Annotated in this window: 21 protein-coding genes and 1 other RNA gene; 8 read left to right on the forward strand and 14 right to left on the reverse strand. The window is 53.0% G+C overall.

What is annotated here, in order from left to right; translation table 11 throughout:
- Positions 1-10: 10 nt before the first annotated feature.
- Together ACTCIA_RS05285 and ACTCIA_RS05290 are read right to left on the reverse strand one after the other, a co-directional pair.
- A complete protein-coding gene (locus ACTCIA_RS05285) occupies positions 11-868 on the reverse strand; it encodes an AAA family ATPase (RefSeq protein WP_463000753.1) in 858 nt (285 codons plus the stop codon).
- 42 nt (positions 869-910) lie between these two features.
- Positions 911-1,981, reverse strand: a complete 1,071-nt coding sequence (locus ACTCIA_RS05290; RefSeq protein ID WP_463000754.1) for a uroporphyrinogen decarboxylase/cobalamine-independent methonine synthase family protein — start codon at positions 1,979-1,981, stop codon at positions 911-913.
- A gap of 227 nt (positions 1,982-2,208) precedes the next feature.
- Here ACTCIA_RS05290 and tatA point away from each other — a divergent pair, with 227 nt between their 5' ends.
- Positions 2,209-2,406 carry a twin-arginine translocase TatA/TatE family subunit gene (gene tatA, locus ACTCIA_RS05295; protein WP_463000755.1) on the forward strand — a complete coding sequence of 66 codons (198 nt, stop codon included), beginning with the start codon at positions 2,209-2,211 and terminating at the stop codon, positions 2,404-2,406.
- 101 nt (positions 2,407-2,507) lie between these two features.
- On the opposite strand, the gene ssb is transcribed toward tatA, so the two are convergent.
- The 7 genes from ssb to ACTCIA_RS05330 form a co-directional block, all read right to left on the reverse strand.
- Complete coding sequence (ssb, locus tag ACTCIA_RS05300; RefSeq protein WP_463000756.1) at positions 2,508-2,951, reverse strand: single-stranded DNA-binding protein; 444 nt, start codon at positions 2,949-2,951, stop codon at positions 2,508-2,510.
- 439 nt (positions 2,952-3,390) lie between these two features.
- On the reverse strand, positions 3,391-5,724 hold the full coding sequence (locus ACTCIA_RS05305; protein WP_463000757.1) for a type IV pilus secretin PilQ: 2,334 nt from the start codon (positions 5,722-5,724) through the stop codon (positions 3,391-3,393).
- 14 nt (positions 5,725-5,738) lie between these two features.
- Positions 5,739-6,494: a pilus assembly protein PilP gene (locus ACTCIA_RS05310; RefSeq protein ID WP_463000758.1), complete on the reverse strand. Its 756-nt coding sequence runs from the start codon at positions 6,492-6,494 to the stop codon at positions 5,739-5,741.
- 1 nt (position 6,495) lies between these two features.
- Complete coding sequence (locus tag ACTCIA_RS05315) at positions 6,496-7,131, reverse strand: type IV pilus inner membrane component PilO (protein WP_463000759.1); 636 nt, start codon at positions 7,129-7,131, stop codon at positions 6,496-6,498.
- Positions 7,128-7,703, reverse strand: coding sequence for a PilN domain-containing protein (locus ACTCIA_RS05320; RefSeq protein WP_463000760.1), 576 nt, complete (start codon positions 7,701-7,703; stop codon positions 7,128-7,130). The genes ACTCIA_RS05315 and ACTCIA_RS05320 overlap by 4 nt, the downstream gene beginning before the upstream one ends.
- The gene (pilM, locus tag ACTCIA_RS05325; protein ID WP_463000761.1) at positions 7,700-8,755 is read right to left on the reverse strand and encodes a type IV pilus assembly protein PilM; all 1,056 of its coding nucleotides are present in this window, start codon (positions 8,753-8,755) and stop codon (positions 7,700-7,702) included. Before pilM ends, ACTCIA_RS05320 begins: the two co-directional genes overlap by 4 nt.
- Positions 8,752-8,973 (reverse strand): hypothetical protein, encoded by a 222-nt coding sequence (locus ACTCIA_RS05330; protein ID WP_463000762.1) that lies wholly within the window; start codon positions 8,971-8,973, stop codon positions 8,752-8,754. The genes pilM and ACTCIA_RS05330 overlap by 4 nt, the downstream gene beginning before the upstream one ends.
- 329 nt (positions 8,974-9,302) lie before the next feature.
- On the opposite strand from ACTCIA_RS05330, the gene ACTCIA_RS05335 reads away from it, so the two are divergent.
- Together ACTCIA_RS05335 and ACTCIA_RS05340 are read left to right on the forward strand one after the other, a co-directional pair.
- Entirely contained in the window at positions 9,303-10,568 is a 1,266-nt protein-coding gene (locus ACTCIA_RS05335) for a diaminopimelate decarboxylase (RefSeq protein WP_463000763.1), read from the forward strand.
- A gap of 15 nt (positions 10,569-10,583) precedes the next feature.
- Positions 10,584-10,865: a hypothetical protein gene (locus ACTCIA_RS05340; RefSeq protein WP_463000764.1), complete on the forward strand. Its 282-nt coding sequence runs from the start codon at positions 10,584-10,586 to the stop codon at positions 10,863-10,865.
- Positions 10,866-11,008: 143 nt separating this feature from the next.
- Here the strand turns inward: ACTCIA_RS05340 and ACTCIA_RS05345 are convergent, their stop codons facing one another.
- The 4 genes from ACTCIA_RS05345 to ffs all read right to left on the reverse strand — a co-directional run bounded on the left by ACTCIA_RS05345 (position 11,009) and on the right by ffs (position 16,018).
- The gene (locus ACTCIA_RS05345; RefSeq protein ID WP_463000765.1) at positions 11,009-12,580 is read right to left on the reverse strand and encodes a class I adenylate-forming enzyme family protein; all 1,572 of its coding nucleotides are present in this window, start codon (positions 12,578-12,580) and stop codon (positions 11,009-11,011) included.
- A gap of 289 nt (positions 12,581-12,869) precedes the next feature.
- Positions 12,870-14,798 (reverse strand): molecular chaperone DnaK, encoded by a 1,929-nt coding sequence (gene dnaK / locus ACTCIA_RS05350; RefSeq protein WP_463000766.1) that lies wholly within the window; start codon positions 14,796-14,798, stop codon positions 12,870-12,872.
- Positions 14,799-14,899: 101 nt separating this feature from the next.
- Entirely contained in the window at positions 14,900-15,493 is a 594-nt protein-coding gene (grpE, locus tag ACTCIA_RS05355; RefSeq protein ID WP_463000767.1) for a nucleotide exchange factor GrpE, read from the reverse strand.
- A 279-nt stretch (positions 15,494-15,772) separates the two neighbouring features.
- Positions 15,773-16,018: signal recognition particle sRNA large type (gene ffs, locus ACTCIA_RS05360), an RNA gene on the reverse strand.
- Positions 16,019-16,172: 154 nt separating this feature from the next.
- On the opposite strand from ffs, the gene tilS reads away from it, so the two are divergent.
- Genes tilS through ACTCIA_RS05385 form a run of 5 tightly spaced genes read left to right on the forward strand, consistent with a single transcriptional unit; the run spans position 16,173 to position 21,931 of the window.
- On the forward strand, positions 16,173-17,702 hold the full coding sequence (gene tilS, locus ACTCIA_RS05365; RefSeq protein ID WP_463000768.1) for a tRNA lysidine(34) synthetase TilS: 1,530 nt from the start codon (positions 16,173-16,175) through the stop codon (positions 17,700-17,702).
- A 1-nt stretch (position 17,703) separates the two neighbouring features.
- Positions 17,704-19,599 carry an ATP-dependent zinc metalloprotease FtsH gene (ftsH, locus tag ACTCIA_RS05370; RefSeq protein ID WP_463000769.1) on the forward strand — a complete coding sequence of 632 codons (1,896 nt, stop codon included), beginning with the start codon at positions 17,704-17,706 and terminating at the stop codon, positions 19,597-19,599.
- Complete coding sequence (gene folP / locus ACTCIA_RS05375; RefSeq protein ID WP_463000770.1) at positions 19,586-20,482, forward strand: dihydropteroate synthase; 897 nt, start codon at positions 19,586-19,588, stop codon at positions 20,480-20,482. The genes ftsH and folP overlap by 14 nt, the downstream gene beginning before the upstream one ends.
- Complete coding sequence (locus ACTCIA_RS05380) at positions 20,479-21,183, forward strand: CdaR family protein (protein ID WP_463000771.1); 705 nt, start codon at positions 20,479-20,481, stop codon at positions 21,181-21,183. Before folP ends, ACTCIA_RS05380 begins: the two co-directional genes overlap by 4 nt.
- Positions 21,167-21,931 carry a type III pantothenate kinase gene (locus ACTCIA_RS05385; RefSeq protein WP_463000772.1) on the forward strand — a complete coding sequence of 255 codons (765 nt, stop codon included), beginning with the start codon at positions 21,167-21,169 and terminating at the stop codon, positions 21,929-21,931. Before ACTCIA_RS05380 ends, ACTCIA_RS05385 begins: the two co-directional genes overlap by 17 nt.
- A 21-nt stretch (positions 21,932-21,952) precedes the next feature.
- Here the strand turns inward: ACTCIA_RS05385 and ACTCIA_RS05390 are convergent, their stop codons facing one another.
- Positions 21,953-22,123 (reverse strand): hypothetical protein, encoded by a 171-nt coding sequence (locus ACTCIA_RS05390; protein WP_463000773.1) that lies wholly within the window; start codon positions 22,121-22,123, stop codon positions 21,953-21,955.
- Positions 22,124-22,251: the final 128 nt, after the last annotated feature.

The following is a 22,251-nucleotide window of genomic DNA, read 5'->3' on the forward strand; positions in this document are numbered from 1 at the left end:
CATTCCGCCTCTAGAACCGTTTTTTTCGCTGTACCTGATTGGCTGCATACTGATAATCCTGGCTCTTTTTAAACAACACCCCCAGGTAAGGCAGCTCGCCCTTGACCAGCTGTTTGGGCTTGAAGTCCGGATCCGCTGAAAGGGCCCTTATCCAGTTGATCAATTCCCGGGTTGCTGGCTTTTTTTCCACCATGTCGATTTCCCGGAGTTGATAGAAAGTGTTGATGGCATGGTCCATCAAGTCGGAATCAATCTCAGGAAAATGCACCTGGATGATTTTGCGCATCATTTTGGGATCCGGAAAGGCAATATGATGAAAATTGCACCGGCCCAGGAAAGGATCGGAAAGATCCTTCTTGGCGTTGGAGGTGATGATGATCACAGGTCTGTGGCGGGCCCGGATGGTTTTGTCGATTTCAATGATGTCAAACTCCATCTGATCGAGCACATCGAGCATGTCATCCTGGAAATCGGTATCAGCCTTGTCAATTTCATCAATTAACAAAACAGTGCGCTCTTCGGCTGTAAACGCCTGGCCGATCTTGCCCATCTTGATATAATCCTCAATCCGGCTCACATCCCTGGTGGAGTCGCCAAACCGGCTGTCATTGAGCCGGGTGAGGGTATCATACTGGTAAAGACCCTCTATGAGCTTCATATTGGATTTGACATTTAACACGATCAGCGGCATGTGCAGACTTTCGGCAATGGCATAGGCCAGCATGGTCTTTCCTGTTCCGGGCTCGCCCTTTAACAGCAGGGGCATTTCCAGAGACCTGGAAATATTAACAATCTTTGCCAGTTCCGGGTCCAGGACATAGCGTTTTGCACCGCTGAACTGATCTTTTTCCTGTAATTGTTTCGTCATAATTATTCAATCCTGCCTTGTCTGGATATTTGCAGCCGATTGTTAACGGCTGCCGCGTATTTTCTCTGAGACCTGCCGGTTCATATCAATTACCCGCATGGCATGCTCCAGGGAAAGCGAGCCGGTGCCGCAGCTCGGAGTAATCAGAGACTGTGCGATCACCTGTTCCCTTTCAAAACCCAATGCTTCAATGCGTTTGGCCTGGTCCTGCCACAGGGTATAGAGAGACTCCGGGGTTTCGGACTCAATGGCTTCGGTATCCCCGGTGGGCACAATTCCCCAGGCCAGAATCCGGCCGTCATTTAAAAACGACCGGATAGCGTCGGCATACAAAATAAACTTGTCAAAATAAGAGTATGCGTCAAAACTGACGATATCCGCATCCGATTCCAGAATCACGGGCCACTCGGCGTTGGCGCACACATGCACCCCGGCAAGACCGCCTTCGGCATGCACCGCTTCGATGACCTCGGCAAAGCAAACATCGATTTCCCCGCGCGACACACTGATAAATGCAGAGGAGCCAAAGCCGGCAAGGGCGGGTTCATCGAGAAACAGAATCACCGGCAGTCCGTATTTTTTCAACTGGTTGACCTGCCACCGGGCTTTCATGGCAATGAGCTTGACCGCTGCATCCCGGATGTGCTCGTTGTAAAAGGCGGCCCGTCCCTCCTTGTCAACCAGGCCGGTGCCGAATGTAAAGGGTCCGGTTACCTGGCCCTTGACAGCCACGGGCGAATAACGGCCGCGGTCGAGTTCCCGCATGAACACATAAAACCCGGGGGCATCGTCTTCGTGGATGGCGAACCGCGATTCAGCGATGTCGCCGCCGCCTTCGGTCACTTCCATGTAGGCCTCGTAGAAACCCAGCAGGGCGTCGTCGAAACGCTCATCAGCCGAATCCACAAAAATCTTGTCATTCTGACGCGTCAGGCCCGGCATTCCCTTGGAAAACTGGGCCACCATGCCTTCGGCGGCAAATTTGGGCAATTGCACCCACAGCGGAATATCCGGGGTATATTCAAACATCAGCTCCGCTGCTTTTTCATGGTCATCCATGGGCAGGCTTCCGATCCAGGCCGGAAAGCCCGCGGGGCGAAAATCGTTTTTCATTGCAGATTCCTACCCTTTGGTTAATATTTAAAATTTATTTATATACCGCATTTCAAAATCATTGACAAGGGCTATTGCATCCCTGAAATCAGAGCAAACCCGTTAAACCCATTGTTGCAAACGCATTAAGCAATTGACAGGACAGGCGGGATTGCCTATTATCAAAAATCAATCCATCCACCGCGGACAAATTCCCTGCGGAAATCGCAAAAAGGAGGCCATATTCCATGTTTGGCATCGGAATGCCGGAACTCATTGTTGTTCTGGTGATCATTATGATTGTGTTCGGAGCGGGCAAACTCCCGGAAATCGGTTCGGGCATCGGAAAAGGAATCCGCAATTTCAAAAAATCGGTTTCCGGCGATGAGCCTCCGGCCGAACAAATTGAAGAGCCCCGGCAAGACAACAAAAACGAAAAAAAATAAAAAAACCGTTTTTTCCCTGTTTCAAATCAAAAAGCCGGCCTGCAGGCGGTTTTTCCCAAATCCGCCTGCGGACCGGCTTTTATGACAAAAACCCTCTGTTGTCAGAACGGGATATCATCCTCCGCATCTCCGGCGCCTCCGCCCCGGGGCGATGACGGCTGATCATCATAAGCGGGCCCGGAATTGTATCCCCCTCTGCCGCCGCTATCGCCTTTGGAGCCCAGCATCTGCATGTCATTGGCCACCACTTCGGTAATGTACTTGGTGACTCCGTCCTGCTCCCATGAGCGTGTCTGCAGGCGGCCTTCAATATAAACCTGCTTGCCCTTGGACAGATATTCACCGCAGATTTCCGCCAGTTTCCGGAAAGCCACGATTCTGTGCCATTCTGTTTTGTCCCGTTTTTCCCCCGTGGCCTTGTCCCGCCATTCCATGGAAGTGGCCAGGGTAAAATTCACCACTGCCTGGCCGTCCTGGGTATACCGGATTTCGGGATCACGCCCCAGGTTGCCGACGAGAATGACTTTGTTGACGCCGCGTGCCATGTGATTTACTCCCTTATGCGCTCATGATCATGGTTGTTTGGATTGAAGCCGTTTTTGCTCCGCATCTTCTGCTGATTTCTGCTCCCCGGCCTCCTTGTCTGTGCCCGCCACCTGGCAGGCATCGCGCATTCACGTGGAAACGCCCATTTTCGGCAGAATCCAGACTTGCAGCGCCACCCAGACACCGATAAAAATGGCCACAAAAAGAAATGTTTTCATCAATGATTCCATCGCTCGTGGATTGTTGGATCGGGAAAAGGGGACACGGCAAAACCGTGTCCCCTTTTTTAATTTTTCAAATGTGGTTTGACGTATCAAAACTATAATATAATGATAATCATATAATCCGGTTTTTCAATGCCTGTATTTGGCAGCACCCCTGGTCCGAGGGTTTACCGCTGCCGGGAAAGCACCCTTGCAATGTCTGTTTGCTGCATGCTTAGTTATCGTCTGAAGCCGTTGCCGTCATCTTGCGCTGCTCAAGCTGCACAATCCTGGGGGTCATGAAAATAAGCAGCTCGCTTTTCTCGCTTTCCTGAATATCGCGTTTAAACATCCAGCCCAGGATGGGAATGTCTTTAAGGATGGGAAAACCGGTATTCCTTTTGGTTGTGGTATCTTTTTTGATGCCGCCGATCACGATGGTATCCCCGTCTTCCACCAGCAGTTCGGTGACCGCCTCGTTGGTGGAAAGCGCCGGCGCCTCCTGGGTGAGCTCTGCAATTTCGTTTTTGGTTACAAAAATCTGGAGGGAAACGCGTTGGTCCGGTGTCACGTGCGGGGTAACATCCAGGCGCAGGTCCACTTCCTTGAATTCAATGTTGACCTCATCGTCCTCCACTGTCTGATAGGGAATTTCAAAGCCCTGCTTGATGGTGGCCTTTTTGTTGTCCAGGGTGACGATCTTGGGTGCGGAGACGATTTTTACGTTGTTTTCTTCTTCCAGGGCGTTTAACTGGGCGTCCAGGGTCAGGCCGGAAAGCCGCGAAAGGCTGAATCCGATTCCCGAGGTGGTATTTGTGCTGGGGTGATTCATGGAAATGATGTGCGAGTAACTGCCCCCAAAACCGGCATCATTTGATTCCTTGGTCACACTGAATGCAGTGCCCACGTCTCTTATGAAGTCCTCGTTGATTTCCACGATCCGGGCCTCGATTTCCACCTGGGGCGTGACCTTGTCGATTTTTGAAATCACCTCCTGGGCCTTGTCAATGCGCTCCATGGTATCGGTGACAATCAGCTGATTGTTGCGGTTGTCCACATTGGCCTTACCCCTGTCCGACAGAACATCCTCAATATGGGGCAGCACTTCGCCCTGGGCACTGGCGTAACTGATGGGAATATATTCCGTGACCAGCGGCTCCATGGCTTTTTCCTGCTCAATGCGGTTTTTATACGCCTCGACTCTTTGCCGCCGGGCCTCCTCCTCCTGACGGAGGGTCTCCAGGGTGGCAATCCGGATAATTTCATCCTGTTCCACCTTGCCGAGCCGGTTTTGCTTTAATATCAGAGCCAGAACCTGGTCCCAGGGGACGGGTTTTTCCATATTGATGGTGACCTTGCCCTGCACATCCGGGTCAATGGCGTAATTTTTCCCGCTGACCTGCTGAAGAATCCGGAATACATTTTTGATATCGGTTTCATAAAAATCCAGGGCGATTTTTTCACCTGTGTATTCGTCCTTTTCAAACAGCCAATCAACCTGTTTTTCAGCCTTTCTGGCAGCTTCGGCAGTGGATGACAGCCCGGCTTCGGCAATGGCTTCTTCCGTAAGGACCTCTTCGAGCACCTGCTGCCATTCAGGCAAATCCGCCACAGGATAAGGCCTTGGCCCCACCGAGGAGGCTTCAAAGTGAATCATCAACTCGCGGCCTTCCTGCGCCACCCGGTAGGGAACAGCTTCCCGGAGTTCAATAAGCATCTCCACCAGGTCCTTTTTGTCCGGTACCGCATAAGGGATGACACGATCAACGGCACTGTCAAACCGGGTTGTGATAAGCGGGCGCCGGTCCACATGATCCGGCAGGACCGAACGGGTCAGGCGCAGCTTCAGAAGTTGATCCCGCGCCCTGTCCAGGTCATAATTGACTGGCCGGGACGTGCGTATGGTAATAACAGAAGCCCCGGATTCACCGCTGGCAAAATGAATGTCTTTTACCGTGGCAATGTCCTTATAAACTTCTGTGGTTTTCTTTGAGCTGTCTGAATTTGTTTTGCGCTCAGACTCAGGCCTCTTGTCGTAGCGGGTTTCCGGAAGCCTGGATTGCTCCCTGGACTGGTCCGAAAACTTCGTAGCGGCTTCCGGGTCATCCGGGTTGTCGGGTAGATTCTTTTTATCAAACTTAATGGTCAAGCCCGCAGCCTGCTTGTCCACCGTATAATTCATATCCCGGGCCAGCTGCACCTCAACCCGCACGTTTCTGCGGTCTTGGGAACTTGAAAGCAAAACCGCATCTATGGCTTTGTCTTCAGGCTGATATTGCCTGTCAATGTCTCCGAGCTGCGCCTGAGGGAAATAAAAGATAACACCCAGGGGCTCTAACTGCTTGACAGAAGTGTAATCGACCTCCCCGGAGGTCTGAATCTGAATTTCAGCTGATTCCGGCCGGCTTACCGTTGCTAACTGTTCGATGGTGCTCAGGCCCGACTTCTCCTCCGCCTCCTGGTCCTGCTGAGGCGACGGACCGGTTGCACAGCCGGCAAGCAATAATAAAAGGCCCATCATCAGAGAAACCCGCCGGATGATCCTTGACTTTGTGCGACAACTATCCATGTTTTTTCTCCGGGTTATTGCTGAAGTTTCTTTTCAATCTCGCGCTCGGCGATTTTACCGAAAACATCTTTATACTGTTCCTGGACAATGATCCGATCAGACCGGATCTCCGCAACCCGTCCGCCCTGATCGCCGATCCAGGTACCTTTTTTCACCACATAACCCTTACCTGAGGGATCCTCCACCATGGCAATGGCATCATTGTCCGATGCCAGTTTGAGGATGGCTGTAAGCTTTAACTGGCTCAAAGCAATTTTTTCAAGGGGCGTCTGAGGCCTTCGGCGCTGGAGCTCAGCACCATCGGCTTCTTCTCCGGATTCCTGCCCGGATGCGCCCCGCATAAACGGTTCAAAGGGGTCCACACGGCCTTTACGGGTATAGAGCCTTTCCTCGTCGCGAAAGAGCCCTTCCTGGTCGTCGATCATCAAATCCCCGAGCTCTTTTTCATCGGCTTGCGCCCCGGCACCGTCAGTATCTGCGGCGGAATCTTCGCCGTCACTGCCATCCCCGGCTTCACCCGCTTCGGGCAGCAATGAAACCGGTTTTTCAGCTTCGGCCTCACCTCCATCGGATCCGGCTTTTTCAGATTCAGCCGGCCGGGCCGAATCCTTGTCTGTTGCCTCTGTTGCCTTGTCCTGGCGCTCGATCTTCACGGACCGGCTCCGGGACACATCCTCATCCGGGGTTTCCGGTTTCCCGCCCAGTGCCATCAATCCGGGCACCAGGAAAAACATCATCGCTGCGATCCATATGTTCGGCTTTGACATCATTTTATCTTTTCTTCTTTTTCTGGTTTGCATCCTTTTTTGCCGGCTGATCAATAAATTTGTAGGTCACCGCCGTGCAGGATATCCGCAGCGGCCCCCCCGGACTGCCGGAATCACTGCTCACGGAAAAATCACTGACATTGACAATCCGTGATATCCGGGCAAGCCTGTCATAAAAGCCTCCCAGATCATGATACCCCCCTGACAATTCCATCTTTACGGGAATTTCAGCGTAAAAGTCTTTCACATTTTCTTTTTGGGGAGCGAAAAGCAGAAACTTCAGCCCTGAAGCCTTGCCCGCCTGGGAAATTCCGGTCAGCAGAGAAGGAATCTCCTCCTTGTCCGGAAGCGCCCGGGCAGCCAGTTCAAAGGAAGCCTGGGCCGCTTCATGCTCCTTTTTTACAGCCGGATACCGGGCGGCCTTGGTTTTGGTTATCTCCAGTTCCTGCTCAGCTCTTTTGATCTCTTCCCGGAGATCAGTGATGCGCTGATATTTTGGCAGAAACAGAAAATAACCGCATAGTCCCACCAGCACAACGACAACGCCCACGCAGGTTGCTATCCGCTGCATTCTGGTTAGCTCGCTGATTTTCCGAAATAACGGCTCCATGCCTTCCCGGGATATGGACTTTTTCTTCATTTTTTCGCCTTTTCATTGGCAATGACACTGGCATCGGCCATCTTGCATTTTATTCCAAAGCTCTTCATTTCCACGTCATACTGGGTTGTCTGCTTTGCGTTTTCCAGTGTCACATCCCTGATTTTATCGGATCGCTCCAACCGGCTCATGAAAACGGCAATGGTTTCATTGTCCATGGCGATTCCGTTTAACATCAGCTCAGATCCGTTATAATTCATTTTCTGGAGCTGCATGCGATCCGGAACCACCCGTTCGGTAAGATCGGCCAGCAGCAGGGGCGGTTTGGTACGGTGGCTTTTGAGTTGTTCAATAATTAAAATTTTCTGCTCCAACTCCGCCAGTTCCTTTTTCAGCACATCCACCTGTTGGGCTTTCCGCGAATAATTATCAATGTCTTCATTGAGATTGGCCAGTCTTGTTTCCAGGGCTTCCACCCGGTTGCCCATGAACATGTTGACGGCAAATAAAACCAACAGCAAAAAAACCACGGATAGCAGAAAAATCGAAACCTGGCGGCGGATATTTTCCTTGGTCCGGGCTGCACGAAACGGTAATAGATTGATTCGTATCATTTGTCATCCACTCTTCTGATGGCAAGCCCCATGGAAATGGCGGCCTGGGGTGCAATCTGTTGCAGGTAACCGGCATCAAGCTGATCGCTTTTGATCTCAATCTGTTCAAATGGATTGATGGCCTGGACGTCGGCTGAAGCCTGAACCGCCAGCAGGTCCCGAAACTGCTTGATGTTGGCCCCGCCTCCGCTTAGCATAATCTGACGAATCTGGTCCTCCGGGTTGGTGGAATAAAAGAAATCCAGCGCCCGGCGAATCTCGTTGCACCAGTCAGATACCACCGAGGAAATGATTTCCTGGAGATCTGATGACGAAATCCGGTCCGGATTTTCCGACAGCTTCAATGCCTCGGCCTCGGCCAGGGAGCAGCCGGCCAGGGAGGCAATTTTCTGATTGATCTGGTTGCAGCCCAGGGACACATCGCGCAAGAAAACCGAGTTGTTTTCCTTTAAAATATTCAACGAGGTCTTGCTGGCCCCGATGTCGATCAGGGCAATACTTTCAGTACTCTGGGGATAATTGAGGCTATAGATGTTCTGCAGGCAAAAGGCATCAATGTCGATGATACACAGGTTCAAGCCGGCCAAATCCATCAGATTGACATAGTCATCGATCATCTCTTTTTTGGCCGCCACCAGCAGTACATTGATCTGGTTGGGATTGTTTTCATTTTCGCCAAGAACCTGAAAATCAAGATTCACATCGTTAATGTCAAAGGGGATATACTGCTCGGCCTCGAAATTCAAGGATTCATACAACTGGTCTTCGGGCATGTTCTGGATTGTAATGTTTTTCACAATCACCGAATAGCCCCCGATGGAAATGGCCACATTGTTCTGCCCGATGTTGTATAACTGGAAAAGTTCCCGGATGGCTTCGGCAACGGTTTCGGGATCCTTGATCATTCCATCCTCAATGGCACCGGGCGCCACCTCAATGGCACCGAATTTTTTCAGCAGCCATCCCTTTTTGGACTCCACGGCCTCGGCAACCTTAACGGAGCGGGAACCGATATCCAATCCCACAAGTTGATTTTTCTTCCCTAAAATCATATGCGTCTCGTCTGTAGTTGACTTGGGTTCAGGAATGCCCGATATGCGGCATCCGCCGAAAAATCCGCTGCCCCGGCAACGGCCGAAAACAAAAAATCTCTTTTGGAATAAATAAATGGAGAAAAGAAAGAACTCGGATGAAAATAACACTGTGCTGAAACAGCCGGCAGGTTAGGCGATTTGTGGATGAAATAACCGGGTAACCGATCTTTGTTCATGCCTTTCACCTATATCTGTTCACATGATTTTAATTAAATATAGACTTTTTTCGAATAACAGATTGTGTCTACATTCCATTTAAATTGTTGTTATGTCAAGCAAATTATTTACCTTTTACGTATGCCACACCATATGGAGAGACATATCTTAGAAAAAACACAATATAATGTATCCTTTACTGGAAATACCTGATTAAAACCTGAAAAGCGGATTCCCGGAATACGGTTGCCGGCTCTTGAAAAACCCCCCAAAGACCTGTATGGTGGCAGTCGTTTCATCAAACCGATTTTTTCTTACGTAAAGTCTGACAGCAACAGGAGACGGTACCATGCCCATGTCACAGGAATTTCAAAATCGCCTTTTTCCGGGCTTGCCGAAAATCGCCCGGCATTTCGGCACCCCTTTTCATATATACGATGAAACCGGAATCCGGCAAACCGCTCAGGAATTAAAAACCCGGTTCTCGCCTCTGCCAGCCACGTTTCAGGAATTTTTCGCAGTCAAGGCCCTGCCCAATCCAAGCATTCTGGCGATCATGGCGGATATGGGCTTTGGATTTGACTGCAGCTCGGTTCCGGAACTGGTGTTAAGCCGGCAGGCGGGTGCCCGGGGCGGGTTGATCATGTTTACTTCCAACAATACCACCCGCAGCGATTTTCAGGCCGCTGCGGACCACGGCGGCAGCATCTTAAACCTTGATGACATCACCTTGATCGACAAGCTTGCCGATATCCCGGAATTGATCAGCTTTCGCTACAACCCCGGCCCCGGACGCACCGGAAACGAAATCATCGGCAATCCCGTGGAGGCCAAGTACGGGGTGAGCACGGACCAGATCGAGGATGCCTACAGGATCATGCGCGACAAAGGAACAAGGCGTTTCGGCCTGCATACCATGCTGGTATCCAATGAGCGCAATCACGCATACATGGTGGAAACCGTTCAAATGCTGCTGGAAATGATCGACGACCTGTCTGCGGCCCTGGATATCGAGTTTGAGTTCATCAACATGGGCGGCGGCCTGGGCATCCCCTATCACCCTGATGATCCGCCCCTGGACCTGGCGACCATGGCCGATCAGATCATCGGGGTTTACCGGCAATACAAGGACCGAAAGGGCCGGGCGCCGGCCCTTTATATGGAAAGCGGGCGATACATGACCGGACCCCACGGGGTGCTGGTCACCCGGGCCATTAACCGCAAGGACATCTACCGAAAATACATCGGGGTGGATTCCTGCATGTCCGCCCTGATGCGGCCGGGCATGTACGGTGCCTATCATCACATTGACGTTTTGGGCAAATCCGAAGACACCCATCCGGTGGAGGTGGTGGACGTGGTGGGATCACTTTGCGAAAACATCGATAAGTTCGCAGTCCAGCGCCCCCTGCCCAAAATTGACATGGATGACCTGATCATCATCCACGACACCGGAGCCCACGGCCATGCCATGGGATTTAACTACAATGCCCAGCTCCGGCCCCAGGAACTGCTGCTCAAAAGCGACGGCTCAGTCGAGCGCATCCGCCGGGCAGAAACCATGGCCGACTATTTTGCCACCCTTGACACCGAGGCCGCGCGCCTGGAGGTATAAAAGGATTTTGCTCCAATGAAAGATGACAACGGTCTTTACTACTATCCGTTTCCTCAAAACAAGCGGGTTCGCATGTATGTGCGGCAAAACGGCCACAGCGTGCAGTTCCGGATGTGGCACGCAGATGATCCCTCGTTGTGGGATCAGCACGGGTGGGTGGATTACGAGGCTATCTGCCAGGCGGCTTCCATGTTTTCCAAAGACAGTTTTGATCCCCGCCGGGCCTATGATCTGCAGATCGCCCGGACCCTGATCCGTGAAGATGCCGAAAAGACCGGGAAGTCCGAAGCGTTATAAGGATTGATACGCTCATAAAAAGTCTGATTTCAGATGGGGCCGTAAAAAGTTCAAGATCAAGGCTTGCGCAATTTTTAAGAATGCAGCGTACTTATCCGTACGTGAAATTATGAAAAATTGCGCGTAACGCAGATATTGGACTTTTACGGTTCCATCAAGGATTGGGCATATTTTTTCCGAAGCCCGGGCTTTTCAATCTTTCCGGTGGGATTTCGGGGCACCTTGTCAAAAAAGATTTGGCGGGGCCGCTTGTAGCGGGGCATGGCAGCGCAGAAGTCCCTGATCTCCTCTTCGGAAACCTGCCTGCCCGGCTTTACGGAAATCACAGCGGCTGCCACTTCTCCGAGCCGATGATCGGGCACCCCGATAACGCCTGCATCCAGAATCGCTTCATGGCTCATGAGAAAATTTTCAATCTCCACCGGAAAAATATTCTCCCCGCCCGTGATGATCACGTCTTTTTTCCGGTCCACTAGCCATAAAAACCCCTCGGAATCCTGACGGACAATGTCTCCGGTGTGCAGCCACCCGTCTTTCAATGTATTTTGCGTGGCTTCATGGTTTCCATAATAGCACTCCATCACGCCCGGGCCCTTGACAAGCAATTCCCCGGCATTCCCGGATTCCAGCAGATTGCCCTGGTCATCGACCACCCGGCATTCCCAGTCAAAACCGGCCCGGCCGATGGCGCCGACCTTGTGGGTTTTCTCCAGGCCCAGGTGTACGCATCCCGGGCCCGTGGCCTCTGTGAGGCCGTAGTTGGTGTCATAGTCCTGGGCCGGGAAAAACCGCTGCCATTTTTCAATCAGGCTCGGCGGCACCGGCTGGGCGCCGATATGCATCAGGCGCCACTGGTCCAGTTTGTAATCGGATAGCTGCAAATCCCCGTTTTCAAGGGCCACAAGGATATCATGGGCCCAGGGGACAAGCAGCCAGACAATGGTGATATGCTCTTCAGACACCGCCTCCAGAATGGCCCTTGGACTGACGCCTTTTAAAATAACGGCCCGGGCGCCCACGATAAAATTGCCAAACCAGTGCATTTTGGCACCTGTATGGTAAAGGGGCGGAATACAAAGAAAATTGTCTCTGTGAGTCTGGTTGTGATGCCGGTTTTCCACATAGCAGGCAAACTCCAGCTGCCGGTGGCGCAGATACACCCCCTTGGGCTCGCCCGTGGTGCCGGAAGTGAAATAAATTCCCGCTCCGTCGCAGGAAGTTATGGAAACCCCGGGTTCGGAAACATCCACCCCCCGTAGAATCTCGCTGTAGGGGGTTGCAAACTCCGGACACAATTCCGGTGGGCCGGCATAAATATAGTGGGAGACATGGCGGTCGAGTTCTGATTTCACCGCACGAATCCGGTCGATGAATTCCGGGCCCAGCACCATTGCCTTTGCCCCGCTCAATGCCGTGCATCCGGCAATATTTGCGGCCTCGAACCGGAAATTGAGGGGAACGGCAACCGCCCCGGCCCTCAGGATGCCGAAATAAACCGGCAGCCAATCGATACAATTCATCATCAGATGAATCACCCGATCGCCTTTTTCAATGCCGAACCGGTCCCGCAGCACACGGGAAAAGGCGTTGGCCTGGTGGTAAAATTGCTTCCAGGTCATTTCAAAACGACGTTTTTTTTCAGGCTCCCGCTCGACCAAGGCGATTTCATCGCCATACAGGCGGGCATTTCTGGCCAGTATCTCGGTGAGCTGCATAAATTTTTCTTATGTGTATGATAACAATCCGTGAAGGCTTCGTAAAAAGTCTGATCTCAGATGGTGCCGTAAATGGTATAAAAAAGACCGGAGGTTACGGTATTTTTTCAAATATTGCAAGCCGTGTTATTAGCAGAAACAACGCAAAAGTCAACCTGATTCATGGTCCGCTGCATATGGCGGGCCCCTCCGGCAACGGGCACAAAAAAACCCGGTCCCTGCCGCAGCGGGCAAAGACCGGGTGATTATGATTATCGCGCGGATTTTTATTTTTTAAAAACCCGTCACGTTATTTTTTGTCCTCATTGACCTCTTCATAGTCAGCGTCTACCACGTCTTCATCTGCTGCACCCTGCTGCTGACCCTGGCCGGCTTCACCAGCACCGCCGGCCTGCTCACCGCCGCCTGCCTGGGAAGCCTGCTGATACATGGTTTCAGCCAGTTTATGAGAGGCCTGCTGCAGCTCTTCTGCGATCTTGTTGATCTCGTCCTTGTCTTCGCCTTCCATGGCCTTGCGCAGCCGGCCCGAGATCTCCTCGACCCGCTGACGGGTTTCCGCATCCACCTTGTCGCCGAGTTCCTTGAGCGACTTTTCAGTAGAATAAATCAGGGCGTCGGCGTTGTTGCGGGCTTCGACCAGTTCACGCCGCCTCTTGTCCTCCTCGGCATGGCTTTCGGCATCCTTTACCAACTGATCGATTTCCTCCTGGGTCAGTCCGGAAGAGGCCGTAATCCTGATGGACTGCTCCTTGCCGGTGGCCTTGTCCTTGGCAGACACATGCACAATGCCGTTTGCGTCAATATCAAAGGTCACCTCGATCTGGGGCACACCTCTGGGCGCCGGGGGAATGTCTGTGAGTTCAAACCGGCCCAGGGTCTTGTTGCCAGAGGCCATTTCGCGCTCACCCTGGAGCACGTGAATGGTCACCGCGCTCTGGTTGTCCTCGGCAGTGGAAAACACCTGGCTCTTTCGCGTCGGAATCGTGGTGTTTTTCTCGATTAACTTCGTCATCACGCCGCCCAGGGTTTCAATACCCAGCGAAAGCGGTGTCACGTCGAGCAGCAGCACGTCTTTGACGTCCCCGGAAAGCACCGCGCCCTGGATGGCCGCGCCGATGGCCACCACCTCGTCGGGATTGACGCCCTTGTTGGGCTCCTTTCCGAAGATATTCTTGACCCGCTCCTGTACTGCGGGCATACGGGTCATGCCGCCGACCAGGATCACCTCGTCGATGTCGTTGGCCGATATTCCGGCGTCTTTCAAGGCGGTTTTGCAGGGACCTTCCAGTCTGTCGAGCAGGTCTTCCACCAGGGATTCAAGCTTGGCCCGGGTCAGCTTGACGTTCATGTGCTTGGGCCCGTTTGCATCCGCTGTGATAAAGGGCAGATTCACATCGGTCTGCATGGAAGTGGAAAGCTCCATTTTGGCTTTTTCCGCAGCCTCTTTTAACCGCTGCAGGGCCATTTTGTCGTTTCGGATGTCAATGCCGCTTTCCTTGCGGAACTCATCGGCCAGATAATCAATCAGGCGCAGGTCAAAATCGTCACCCCCCAAATGGGTATCCCCATTGGTGGCCTTGACTTCAAACACCCCGTCGCCGATCTCCAGGATGGAAACGTCAAAAGTGCCGCCGCCCAGGTCAAAAACCACGATCTTCTCATCGGATTTTTTATCCAGCCCGTAAGCCAGGGATGCGGCAGTGGGTTCGTTGATGATGCGCTGGACGTTTAAGCCTGCAATTTTTCCCGCATCCTTGGTAGACTGCCGCTGGCTGTCATCAAAATAAGCCGGCACCGTTATCACGGCATCCGTAACCGGTTCACCGAGATAATCCTCTGCATACCGCTTGATGTGGCCTAAAATATAGGACGAAACCTCAGCAGGGCTGAATCTGTTGTCCTGGATTTTAATCCGGACATCGCCGTTGCTGGCCTTTTCAATGGTGTAGGGCATATTTTTGATATCTCTCTGGACCGCGTCTGAATCAAACTTGCGCCCCACCAGCCGCTTTACACCAAAAATCGTATTTTCCGGGTTGGTGATGGCCTGACGCTTTGCGATCTGACCCACCAGCCGTTCACCGCTTTCATTGACCGCCACCACAGAAGGGGTTGTCCGCCCGCCTTCAGGGTTGGTGATCACCTTTGTTTCATTCTGCTCCCGGATGGCCACGCATGAATTGGTTGTTCCCAGGTCAATTCCGATTACCTTGCCCATTTTTATGCCTCCTTAAGATATTTATTTTCAATTTCAGATATTATGGATTACCAGGTGCGTCCGCCTTGTTCACACACGGTTTTGATCACCAGCCGCCCCGGTCAGGCCGGTGCCTTGGCCACCACAACCATGGCCGGACGGATCAGCCGGTCATGGAGCATGTATCCCTTCTGCATCTCCTGGATGACAGTGTTGTCCGGATGATCCTCCGAGGGCTGCTGCATGACAGCTTCATGATACGTCGGGTCAAAAGGCTGACCCACAGCCTCCACCGGCTCCACATGATACTTTTTTAAAACCTTGCGGATTTCATTGAGGGTCATCTCCAGGCCCTCTAACATGCAGGCGTCGGCTTCGCTGCCGCTTTGTTGGGATGCGTTGACAGCACGCTCCAGGTTGTCCACCACGGAAAGCAGATCCTTGATGATGCTTTCATTGGCATATTTCCTGTGATCTTCAGCCTGCCGCTGCATCCGTTTCTTGTAATTTTCAAACTCAGCCGACAAACGCAGCAGCCGGTCATAGGTTTCTGCTGCTTCGGCACGGGCTTCGGCCACTTCCTTTTTCAACTGATCCACCTCCGTGGGCGCCTCTTGCGCCGCCCCGGTTTCAGCTTCCGGTTCCGGCTCGCTGTCCGGCAGATCCTCATCCCGGGCTTCGCTGTTTCGGGCTTGTTCCGTTTTTTTCTGGCTCATAAGTTTGTCTCCGAATTTCGGGGCATTGACCGTTTTTGCATCAAAGACATGTTTCTCCCCCGCATACGTGTGCGATACAACGGAATTTTAAAAACGCTGCCTGGTTGTTTTTTTTCTGCCTCAGGCTGCATTCAATAATCTCAAATGCTTCCACAACCTTTGGCTGCATCAGGTTTGACAGAAAAATAAGTCACGCTTGTGGATTGTCAAGGCATGTTTTTTTGGACAAATTCGCTGGAAACCGGAAGGAAAGAGAAAAACAAAGGGGAAAGATCCCGGCCGGGAACCCTCCTCTGCAAGGGCACGGAAAAGGTAAATCATTGCAAAGCCGGGAACGATCCGCGACACAGACTGACATTACTTATCGCTGCTTCCTTCCGGACCTGACGAGGTTCGTAACCGTCTGTTGCGCGGCGGCCGACCTGAACAATTTACGATATCCGGTCAATATGCTCGGGAGGGGATTCAGCCCCGCATAAAGCGGTTTTCGGGTACAGGGCACCGCTATCACCCCGCCTATCCCAGCCGGGACAACCACTATAAGGACTGTGAGCCCGCTTTTCAAGAAAGAATTTCACCTTCGTGGATATGCTTGTCAGATTTATTTGTGTTTTCAGCATGGTTATTATATTTTGTATAAATGTTATTGAAACCCACTGAAGTCCAACATCGGTTGACCATGAACAAATTTAAAGCCGGCCGCCCTGCCGTGTCTGCCTCGGATGCGCTGGTGCGGCAGGTCAAAGACACGATTGATTTTTATTCGATGATTGCCCCGGGCCGATCCGTGCTCATCGGCCTTTCCGGGGGGGCGGATTCCACGGCGCTGCTATATTGCCTGTTTGTCCTTGCCGGTCAGTACGGCTGGCACCTGGGCATTGCCCATGTTCATCACGGCCTGAGGGAAAAAGACGCGGATCTGGACGCCGATTTTACCGCTGCCCTTGCCAGAAGCATGGATCTGCCTTATTATATGGAGCAGTCGGATGTACGGGGCCTTTGCCGGCGGGAAAAAATCAGCCTCGAAGAAGCCGGGCGCAAAGCGCGTTACGCCTTCTTTTTTGACATCGCAAAGACCCAAGGATATGACAGAATTGCCGTAGGCCACCAAAAAGACGATGCAGCCGAACAGGTAATGCTCAACCTGCTTCGGGGAAGCGGGCCCGAAGGACTCACCGGAATTTCTCCGGTGCGCGGCCCGATCATCCGCCCGCTGATCCGGGTGTCGCACAATGAGATTGAAACGTTTCTGCAGGAAAAACATATTGCGTGGCGGGAAGATGCGTCCAATAAAGACAACCGGTTTATCCGCAATCGTATCCGCAACCAATTGCTTCCGGAACTGCAGACTTACAATCCGCAAATCAGCGAAACACTCTGGCGGCTCGCAAACGTGATGCAGGCGGAAAACGCCTGGATAAACGACATTGTCTCCCCGGTTTTTGAGCAGGCTGTGTTGGAACAGGGCTCCGGGTACGTGGTGCTATGCACAGAAACGCTTGCAGGCCAGTCCCGGGCAGCCGCGCGAAGACTTGTGCGAATGGCCCTCAGGCAGATCAAGGGCAGTCTGCGGCGCATTGGCTGGAAACATGTGGAACAGATTGTTTCAGCAACGGACAAGGAAAGCACCCGTAACCGGCAGTTTCATCTGCCCGGCCGGATCCGGGTCTTTCGCGATGACAAACGGCTTGTGCTGACCCGGGAAAAAAAATCCTTGAGATCCGTTTCATTGTCCGGCAGACAATATGAAACTGAGGATTTTACGTATCAACTGGAGGCCGGAGAACTCGGCAGCGCCGGTGCCTGTATCCGGATTGCCGAAACCGGGGCGCAAATCCGTTTTGAATGCACCACAAATGACGGCGATACCAGGGCATTAAAAAACAACGGCAAAACGGCCCGGATGGATCTCGATAAGCTGAGTTTTCCTTTGACCATCCGCAATGCGCGTCCCGGGGACCGATTTGTACCCCTGGGCATGCAGGGCCGTATGAAAATTAAGGATTTTTTTATAAACAACAAAATTAACCGTCATGAGCGCCGCCGCATTCCCATTGTCCAAAGCCCCGAAGGCATTGTCTGGGTGGGGGGGCTGCGCATTGACCAAAGCGTGAAGGTCACTGAACAGACCACAAACATTCTCAAAATTGAAATTTCCGGCGAGCCGGCAACCCTTCAACACCTAACGGATTTCCGAAAGGATTTTTAAGTTGAACGCGTTTAACAAGAATTTGGCGCTGTGGATCGTCATCGTGCTGATGATGATCATGCTCTACAATATTTTCAGCACACAGCAGCAGACGGAAAATGAAATCGGCTATTCCCAGTTTCTCACCATGGTCGACAGCGGCCGGGTTGACAGTGTTACCATACAGGGCGACAAGCTTTCGGTAACCGATGAAACCGGAGACACCTCCCTGGTTTATGCGCCCCAGGACAATGAACTGATTCCCATTTTACGGGAACAGGGCGTTTCCATCAAGGTCAAGCCCGAGCAGGAAACCCCGTGGTTTGTCTCGGTGCTGGTTTCCTGGTTTCCCATGATCCTGCTGATCGCGGTGTGGATTTTTTTCATGCGCCAGATGCAGGGCGGCGGCGGAAAAGCCCTCTCCTTTGGCAAAAGCGGGGCCCGAATGCTCTCGGACCAGATGGCCAAGATCACTTTTGATGACGTGGCCGGCGTTGACGAGGCCAAGGAGGAAGTGGCCGAACTGGTTGAATTTTTGAAAAATCCGAAAAAATACACCCGCCTTGGCGGCCGGATACCCAAGGGCGTCCTGATGGTGGGCGCACCGGGGACGGGCAAGACACTATTGGCCCGGGCCATTGCCGGCGAGGCCGGGGTTCCGTTTTTCAGCATCAGCGGCTCGGACTTTGTGGAAATGTTTGTGGGCGTGGGCGCATCCCGGGTGCGGGATCTGTTTGTCCAGGGCAAAAAAAACGCCCCCTGCCTGATTTTCATTGATGAAATCGATGCCGTGGGCCGCCAGCGCGGTGCCGGCCTGGGCGGCGGCCACGATGAGCGTGAACAGACATTAAACCAGCTTTTGGTTGAAATGGACGGATTTGAGTCCAATGAAGGCGTCATTCTGATTGCCTCAACAAACCGGCCTGATGTGCTCGATCCCGCCCTGCTCAGACCCGGGCGATTTGACCGCCAGGTTGTGGTGCCAATGCCCGATATCAAGGGCAGAACCGAAATCATCAACGTGCACCTGAAGCGAACCCCGTCTGACGCCGACGTGGATCCTGTGATCCTGGCCAAGGGAACCCCCGGATTTTCCGGAGCAGACCTTGAAAACATGGTCAACGAGGCAGCCCTGATCGCAGCCAAGAAAGATAAGGACAAGGTCGCCATGATCGATTTCGAGGAGGCCAAGGACAAGATTTTCATGGGCCTGGAGCGCAAATCCAAGGTCATGAAGGAGGACGACAAGCGGACAACAGCTTATCATGAAGGCGGCCATGCTCTGGTGGCCCGGCTGTCTCCGGAAACCGACTCCATCAACAAGATCACCATCATTCCCCGGGGAAGAGCTGCGGGTCTTACCTGGTTTCTGCCGGAGGAACGCGATTTCATGTTCAAGGACCAGCTCATGAGTGAACTGGCCGTGGCCATGGGCGGACGGGCGGCAGAAGAGCTGATTTTTTCCCGCATCAGCACCGGCGGCGCCAATGATATCAAAAAAGCCACAGAACTGGCGCAGAAAATGGTTCGCTCCTGGGGCATGAGCGAGGCCCTTGGGCCGCTGGCCTACGGTCAGAGCGATGACCACATCTTTCTTGGACGCGAAATTGCCCAGCACCGCGATTACTCCGAGGATACGGCCAGAAAAATCGACGCCGAGGTCTCCGGTCTGGTCACGGAAGGCTATGGCCGGGCCAAGCAGTTGCTCACCGACAACGTTGATATTTTAAACCGCCTGGCAGAGCAGCTGCTTGACAAGGAAACCGTCATGGGCAAGGAACTCGACGAGCTTATCCGGGAAATGCGCCCCGGGATCCGGCTGCCGTCTGATCCCAGCGAAAAAAGCGCCTCAGAGGCAGAGGCCGAAATCCGCAAGGAGCAGCAGCAGGAGGAGGAAAAATCCGATGAGCCGGCATGAATTCTGCTTTTGTAGCCGCCGGCTGCATCTTGACAAAAAAACCGCCATCATGGGCATCTTAAATGTCACCCCGGATTCCTTTTCAGACGGAGGGAAATTTCTGCGCTATGAAGACGCCCTGGAGCGCGCCCGTGAAATGATCCAACAGGGCGCTGATATCATCGATATCGGGGGAGAGTCCTCCCGGCCCTTTTCCGAACCGGTTTCCGCTGACGAGGAACTCGACCGGGTTCTTCCCGTGATAAGGGCCCTTGCCGGCAACATTGACGCGCCCATATCCATTGACACCACCAAGGCGGAAGTCGCCCGCCGGGCGGTGGGCGCTGGCGCGGAAATCATCAACGACATCAGCGCCATGCGCTTTGATCCGGACATGGCAAGGGTAGCCGCTGATACGGGTGCCGGACTGGTGCTCATGCACATGAAAGGCACGCCCAGGTCCATGCAGGAAAATCCCGTGTATGACGATCTTATCGGAGAAATCCGCGCTTTTCTCACGGATGCGGTTGGCCGCGCAAAAGCGGCAGGCGTGGAAGCCAACCGGATTGTCATTGATCCGGGCGTGGGCTTTGGCAAAACCATTGCCCACAACCTGCAGATCCTCCACCAACTCGACCGGTTTGAAGACATTGGTCCGCCTGTTCTGCTGGGCGTTTCCAGAAAGGCGTTTATCCGCAAAATCCTGGGACAGACAAAGGGGACCGAACCCGCCCCTGATGATCCGGATATTGAAACCGGAACCCAGGCGGCGGTGGCCATTGGCATCTTTAACGGCGCGGGCATTGTTCGGGTTCACAATGTTTCCCGGGCCCGGGCAGCGGTGGGCATAGCCGATGCGGTTTGCCATTGGGCTGTTTCTCCGGCCGGGGAGAAAAACCAATGAAGGCATACCGGCATCCGCATCCGGGCCGGCAGGTTCGGCCCGCGGCCCTGGCGTTTATGGTTCTGGCCGCCTGTATGCCTGTTTTCAGCCAGAACGCTTTTTCCTCCGCCCCCGAAGAAGCCATCAATGCCACCATTGCCGTGGAGGCCCGCTATTCAGGGAGCCCGGCTTTTGGCTATGAAGTGGCGGACACAGCGGTCTTTCCCGAACGCGTCGAGGTCACAGGCCCTGAAAGCCGGATTGGCCAAATCGGGGCTCTACAGACCCATTCCCTGGACATCACGGGTGCCGCAGAAACCATTGAAAAGAAAGTGCCCCTGGACCTGCCCGAAGACATTGAAACAACAGGCAGCGCACAGATCCGGATCCGGGTGGTGATTGAAAAACAAAAAGTTGAAAAAACCATAAGCGATATTCCGGTTGAACTGGTGCACAATGCCCATCCCAGCATTGTCCGGCCGGCTGCGGTCACCATCACACTTTCCGGAAACCGGCTTTTTTTTGCAAACGAATTTTCCGCCAAAGACATTGACGTCCGAATGAATGTAAAAGGCATGGGCCCGGGACTCCATGTGCTGCCGGTGGAAATCCGGCTGCCGGAAAAAACAGATTTGCTCCGGGTCGAGCCCCAGGTCTTTACGGTTCAGATTCTGCCGCAAACCTCCAATACATCGGAAAACAACCATGCTGCTGGTTCTTGATGTGGGCAACACGCACACGGTGGTGGGAATTTTCAGGGATGACAAGATTGCAGCCCAGTGGCGTCTTCACACGAACTCAAAACGCACTGAAGATGAACTGCACATGCACATGGACTGGTTTTTTGCACAAAACGGGCTGCAGTTCACCGATATTGACAAAACCGTGATTTCCTGTGTTGTGCCGCCCATGATCCAGGCCTTGGACGCCTACTGCCGCAAGTATCTTCGACACCGTCCGCACTGGATCGGTCCCGGGGTTGTGGACATGCCCATCTGTTACCGAAATCCCCGGGAAGTGGGCGCAGACCGCCTGGTCAACGCCGTGGCCGCGTATGAAAAATACCGCACCAGTCTGGTGATCATTGATTTCGGCACGGCCACCACCTTTGACTGCATTTCCGAAAAAGGCGAGTACCTGGGCGGCGCCATTTCACCGGGAATCGGCATTTCCGCAGAAGCCCTGTTTCAAAGAGCCTCCAAGCTGCCCAGGGTGGAATTGTTTGATCCGCCGGCTTCAGTGATCGGAAAGGAAACCGCTGAAAGTATGAAATCCGGATTGTTATATGGTTATGCAGAGTTGGTGGACGGCATGGTCAAACGGATCCGAAAGGAAATGGCGCCGCCCCCCCCGCGGGTGATTGCAACAGGCGGCCTGGCCCCCCTGCTCGGCAAGCTTTCGGAAACCATTGAAGCAGTGGAACCCGAACTGACCCTGGAAGGTCTGCGGCTGATCAGCAAGAAGCTATAGCAGAACCCGGCGGATTGCGGCTCAGACCATGTCCATTTCTTTTTTCACCCGCTGGATTTCGGTCTGAATCGATTCTTTTTCCAAAGGGGTCAAATCCGGGCGGGCCATCTGCTTTTCCAGTGCCAGCAGAATCATTTCCATGCGGTATTCATTGCAGGTGTATGCGGCGGTGGTATCGTCTTTTTGTGACATAAAACAATTTATCTTTCTATCAATCAATATTGACGCGCTCGTAAAAAGTCGATTTTCAGATGGCGCCGTAAAAAGTTCAAGATCAAGGCTTGCGCGATTTCGAAGAATGCAGCGTACTTATCCGTACG

The sequence above is a fragment of the Desulfosalsimonas sp. genome, assembly GCF_055149105.1.

Coding starts and splice junctions, on each gene's coding strand:
- ACTCIA_RS05285 (WP_463000753.1), bottom strand. CDS start 868: ATGACGAAACAATTACAGGAAAAAGATCAGTTCAGCGGTGCAAAACGC.
- ACTCIA_RS05290 (WP_463000754.1), bottom strand. CDS start 1,981: ATGAAAAACGATTTTCGCCCCGCGGGCTTTCCGGCCTGGATCGGAAGC.
- tatA (WP_463000755.1), top strand. CDS start 2,209: ATGTTTGGCATCGGAATGCCGGAACTCATTGTTGTTCTGGTGATCATT.
- ssb (WP_463000756.1), bottom strand. CDS start 2,951: ATGGCACGCGGCGTCAACAAAGTCATTCTCGTCGGCAACCTGGGGCGT.
- ACTCIA_RS05305 (WP_463000757.1), bottom strand. CDS start 5,724: ATGGATAGTTGTCGCACAAAGTCAAGGATCATCCGGCGGGTTTCTCTG.
- ACTCIA_RS05310 (WP_463000758.1), bottom strand. CDS start 6,494: ATGATGTCAAAGCCGAACATATGGATCGCAGCGATGATGTTTTTCCTG.
- ACTCIA_RS05315 (WP_463000759.1), bottom strand. CDS start 7,131: ATGAAGAAAAAGTCCATATCCCGGGAAGGCATGGAGCCGTTATTTCGG.
- ACTCIA_RS05320 (WP_463000760.1), bottom strand. CDS start 7,703: ATGATACGAATCAATCTATTACCGTTTCGTGCAGCCCGGACCAAGGAA.
- pilM (WP_463000761.1), bottom strand. CDS start 8,755: ATGATTTTAGGGAAGAAAAATCAACTTGTGGGATTGGATATCGGTTCC.
- ACTCIA_RS05330 (WP_463000762.1), bottom strand. CDS start 8,973: ATGAACAAAGATCGGTTACCCGGTTATTTCATCCACAAATCGCCTAAC.
- ACTCIA_RS05335 (WP_463000763.1), top strand. CDS start 9,303: ATGCCCATGTCACAGGAATTTCAAAATCGCCTTTTTCCGGGCTTGCCG.
- ACTCIA_RS05340 (WP_463000764.1), top strand. CDS start 10,584: ATGAAAGATGACAACGGTCTTTACTACTATCCGTTTCCTCAAAACAAG.
- ACTCIA_RS05345 (WP_463000765.1), bottom strand. CDS start 12,580: ATGCAGCTCACCGAGATACTGGCCAGAAATGCCCGCCTGTATGGCGAT.
- dnaK (WP_463000766.1), bottom strand. CDS start 14,798: ATGGGCAAGGTAATCGGAATTGACCTGGGAACAACCAATTCATGCGTG.
- grpE (WP_463000767.1), bottom strand. CDS start 15,493: ATGAGCCAGAAAAAAACGGAACAAGCCCGAAACAGCGAAGCCCGGGAT.
- tilS (WP_463000768.1), top strand. CDS start 16,173: ATGAACAAATTTAAAGCCGGCCGCCCTGCCGTGTCTGCCTCGGATGCG.
- folP (WP_463000770.1), top strand. CDS start 19,586: ATGAGCCGGCATGAATTCTGCTTTTGTAGCCGCCGGCTGCATCTTGAC.
- ACTCIA_RS05380 (WP_463000771.1), top strand. CDS start 20,479: ATGAAGGCATACCGGCATCCGCATCCGGGCCGGCAGGTTCGGCCCGCG.
- ACTCIA_RS05385 (WP_463000772.1), top strand. CDS start 21,167: ATGCTGCTGGTTCTTGATGTGGGCAACACGCACACGGTGGTGGGAATT.
- ACTCIA_RS05390 (WP_463000773.1), bottom strand. CDS start 22,123: ATGTCACAAAAAGACGATACCACCGCCGCATACACCTGCAATGAATAC.